Raw genomic sequence first — 3243 nt, 5'->3', positions numbered from 1 at the left:
GGCCCGACGCGCGACCGCACACCTTCACCGACCTGGTGGTGAGCGACACCACGGCGGAGGCGCTCGATGTCAAGGAGGGCACGACCGGCGGGGTCGTCCGCGACTCGTCCTTGTCCGTCGGTTCCGCGTCCGTCGTGGACAGCGCCGTGGACCTGAAAGGGTCCGACTGGCGGCTCGAGGGGAACACCGTCGCGGGATCGGTGGATGCCGTGAGCATCCACGTCATCCTGCCCCCGTGGGGGACCGCGAACGTCGTGACGGGGAACGACCTGCGCCCCGGGGCGGGCGGCGTCGGGGTCGCCGTCGTCGGCCCGGCCCGTGGACAGGGCAACGTCGTCGGCTGCGACAACAGCGTCCCGTCTGGCGTGTCCCTCACGGACGTTGCGTGCGCGTAACACGGACGCGGTAATCTTCACTGTCTCCCCGGGCCGCAATTCGGCGTATTCGCCGACGTCACGGGGAGAACACGTGGGCCACGGGTCTTTCGGAGAGCAGCTGATGTGGCTGCTGCCGTTCGGATATCTCGGCATCGTCTCGTGGGGTTTCTGGATCGTCCGCAAGCTCCTGGCCGCGACGTCGCGCCCCGTCCGCAACGACTTCCGGACAACGACGACCGTCGTCGTCCCGTCCTTCCACGAAGACCCTGATGTCCTCCTGCGGTGTCTGCAGACGTGGGTGCGCCAGGGGCCGTCGCGCATCATCATCGTGCTCGACATCGCCGACGTCGAGGCGCAGCAGCGGATCGAGGCCCTGCAGATCCCGACCGTCGACGTCGTGATGTTCCGGCACCGCGGCAAGCGTTCGGCGCTGGGCGTCGGCATCCGCATGGTGGACACCGAATTGATCGTGTTCATCGACTCGGACACCGCGTGGGAGGACGGCATGCTCGACGCCGTCCAGATGCCCTTCATCGACCCGGCGGTCGGCGCGGTCAGCACGCGGCAGAACGTCTACCTCCCGAAGTCGAGCGTGTGGCGCCGGGTCGCGGACTGGATCATCGACCTCCGCTGCACGGACTACGCGCCCGCCATGGGACGGTTCGGTGGCGTGATCTGCGCGTCGGGCCGCACCGCGGCCTACCGCACCTCGGCGATCCAGCCCCGCGTCGAGGAACTGGAGCACGAGATCTTCCTCGGCAAGGAATGCGTGGCGGGCGACGACGGGCGGATGACCTGGCTCGTGCTCTCGCAGGGGTTCCGTGTCACGCACCAGGACAGCGCTCGCGCGCTGTCGATGTTCCCCGGGACGTTCCGGGCGTTCGTCAAGCAGCGTGTGCGCTGGAGCCGCAACTCCTACCGGTGCTACCTCACCGCGATCCGCCGCGGCTGGATCTTCAAGGTGCCGCTGATCTCGCAGATCACCATGATGCAGATCCTGCTGACACCGTTCACGATGTTCGTCGCGCTCGCGTACGTGGTCCTGGCCGTGCGCACCGAGCACCCGACGGTCGGGCTGATCCTCGCCATCGTGTGGATGTTCGTGGGCCGTGGCATCCGCGGGATGTCCCACCTGTGGCGGCGTCCGGAAGACATCGTCCTGCTGCCCCTCGTGACGCTCGTCATCATCTTCGTCTCCCTTCCGATCAAGGTGTACGCGCTGTTCACCATGAACAAGCAGGGCTGGCTCACTCGTTCGGCCGACACCCAAGGCGGCGAGGGGCAGACCGAGGCGAGCCTGGGCGGCGAGGGGCAGTCCGCCGCGAGCGTCGGTCTGGGCGCACCCGCCCCGTCGACGACGGAGCCGACGCGTGGCTGACGACGGTGCCCTGACCGCGCAGGAGCGCGGCGATACGCATCCGGCCATCCGCGGGGTGGCCCGTGTGCTCATGGTCCTCGCCGTGATCGTGCTCGTGGTGGGCGTCGTGCTCGTGGGGAACTTCGTCCACACGGGGACGTTCCTCCCGTGGTTCCGCGCCGACGCGCCGAGCGGCCCCGTCGTAGGGGAGGCGCCGACCCCGACTGCCACCGACGCCCCGGCCGCTCCGAAGACCCCCGCCGAGTTGGTCGCGGCGGAGGACGAGCGGCTCACAGCCGTGGCGGCGCTGGCGCCCGGCGACCCTGCCCTCGTGGACAAGTGGAACACCGTCGTTCTGGTGCCGAAGAGCGCGCAGGGGACCGTCTACACCGTGGCCGACCTCGCCGCGGTGGGTGCGGCCCGGATCGATGACGCGCGCACGGCGACGCTCCTGCGGAACGTCGTGATCCGCCGCGGCGCGGAACTCGACTTCCTCGGCGGAGGGACTCTGCGGATGGCGAGTTCGGCGTCGGGGACCACGAGCATCGTGACCTGGGGCGGTGGCCTCGGGGTCATCGGTGCGGAGGACGACCCCTTCGTCTTCACGTCCTGGGACGAGTCGACCGCCGCCGCCGACCTCGACGAAGACGACGGTCGCGCCTACATCCGAGCGCGTGACGGCGTGATCGCGATGAGATACGCGCAGCTGGACGACCTCGGTTACTGGAGCGGTCGCACCGGGGGGTTGGCCGTCACGGGGACCGGGGATGACCGCGCCTCGGCCGCCCTCATCTCCACCGCGATCAAGGGTTTGCACTACGGGGTGTTCTTCTCCGACACGACCCAGGCCGTCGTTCAGGACACCACGATCGAGAATTCGACGCTCACCGGTATGGAGGTCACCAACGGTGCCTCGGACACCACCGTCGAACGGACGACGATCACGGGGTCCGGCGGCGACGGGATCTCCGTCTCGCGTCAGTCCCCGGGCACGAAGATCACGGACACCACGGTCTCGGGCTCCACCGGCTGGGGCATCCGTGTGGACGGCTCCGCTCTCGCCGACGGTCCCACCTCGGGCGGGTACGGGCTCAGCCCCACGAAGGGATTCACCCTCACCGGTTCGCACGTGCGGGACAACCGCGAAGGCGGGGTGCGGGTGATCTCCACCGACACGACGGAGATCCGCGGTACCGAGGTCGCGGAGGCCCGCAGCGCCGTGCTCGTCGAGGGCCCGTCGACGGGCCTTACGGTGGCCGATGCCGATCTCGCGTCGTCCGACCTGCGCGCGCTCGACGTCTCCGGGAAGATCACGGATGCCACCGTGTCCGACTCCCGTCTCTCCGGGCGCCGCATCGCGGTCGAGCTCACCGGGGCGGCCGTGATCATCCGCGACAACGACGTGCGGGTGGCATCCGGGTTCGGAATCGAACTGGCCGAGGACGCCCGCGCAGACATCACGGGGAACACCTTCCACGGCGTCGGGCAGGAGGTCGTCGCGATGTGGTC

General features: G+C 69.5%; 2 protein-coding genes and 1 pseudogene. All 3 read left to right on the top strand.

The annotated features are described in order from the left end of the window. A pseudogene (locus tag I5G_RS26090) lies at positions 1–395 on the top strand (hypothetical protein); the annotation flags it as partial. A gap of 73 nt (positions 396–468) precedes the next feature. Next, on the top strand, positions 469–1755 hold the full coding sequence (locus I5G_RS19060; RefSeq protein WP_148286551.1) for a glycosyltransferase: 1287 nt from the start codon (positions 469–471) through the stop codon (positions 1753–1755). Next, positions 1748–3243: right-handed parallel beta-helix repeat-containing protein (locus tag I5G_RS19055; RefSeq protein WP_022880485.1), on the top strand; the 1496-nt coding region annotated here is incomplete at its 3' end. The genes I5G_RS19060 and I5G_RS19055, both read left to right, overlap by 8 nt.

Source organism: Microbacterium sp. B19 (genome assembly GCF_000333395.1).
Lineage (GTDB): Bacteria > Actinomycetota > Actinomycetes > Actinomycetales > Microbacteriaceae > Microbacterium.
Note: the sequence above shows the minus strand (reverse complement) of the source record. Positions and strands in the feature narration are given on the sequence as shown.